The organism is Gilvimarinus sp. 1_MG-2023 (assembly GCF_030548285.1).
Genome location: NZ_JAUOSC010000035.1, coordinates 1 through 842 on the forward strand (window position 1 = coordinate 1; position 842 = coordinate 842).

At 51.5% G+C, this 842-nt stretch carries 2 protein-coding genes; one reads left to right on the forward strand and one right to left on the reverse strand.

Annotated elements, in window-relative coordinates:
• On the reverse strand, positions 1-438 hold a 438-nt coding region (locus tag Q4563_RS15490; RefSeq protein ID WP_303605090.1), incomplete at its 3' end, for an NUDIX domain-containing protein.
• A 154-nt stretch (positions 439-592) separates the two neighbouring features.
• Between Q4563_RS15490 and Q4563_RS15495 the strand changes: the two genes are divergently transcribed.
• A partial coding sequence (locus tag Q4563_RS15495; protein WP_303605091.1) for a TolC family protein occupies positions 593-842 on the forward strand: 250 nt, incomplete at its 3' end.

Genomic DNA, 842 nt, shown 5'->3' on the forward strand with positions numbered 1-842 from the left:
GTCCAGTAATCCGCAAAAGAGATGCACCCGCTCACTGGTACCACCAGGAGAAGACCAGTAGCTGCAGATAGGCAACAATCGCTCAAACCGACAGCCGGCCTCTTCCATCGTCTCACGGGCAGCGACATCTTCCACCGACTCACCGGCTTCTACCATGCCCGCCACCAATTCGGTCAGCCAGGGCGTATTATCTGCACCGATGGCCCCTACGCGAAACTGCTCCGTGAAAACCAACACATCCCGTTGCGGGTCATATAACAGCACGCACACCACTTCGCCGCGTTCAAACAACTCCCGACTGAAGGTGTCGGTCCAGCCACCGGCGAATGTTTTGTGCCGCAACCACAACCGCTCAATACGGAAAAAGCCCTGATACGCCACTTCTTTATGCGTTAATTCCCAGTCCTTATGGCCAGGAGTCGATTTGTTATTATCCATGCTTGACCTGACTATATTACTCAACAAGAATACTTAAGCTTCGCGGGAGGCACGCACTGTTCTGAACGCATGCACAATGCCAAGACAGCCCATCAGTTTTTTTCTGATAGACTCAATGGCAGTCTATTTTCCAGGATTCAGCAAAGGTTTTGTCATGAAAAAACTGCTTTCCATCTCCACCCTGGTACTTGTATCCAGTATCGCTACCGCGAGTGACCTTAGCACCATTTACCGCCAAGCGGCCAGCAACGACGCTGAAATCGCCGCTGCCAGAACAGAGCGGGAAGCAAATGGCTACAATGTGACGATTGCTCGTGGTGCCATTTTGCCACAAGCCCAGGCCAGCTATAGCTATACCCATTATGATGTCGAAGCTGAGAGTGCCAGCATCATCAGTATCATTA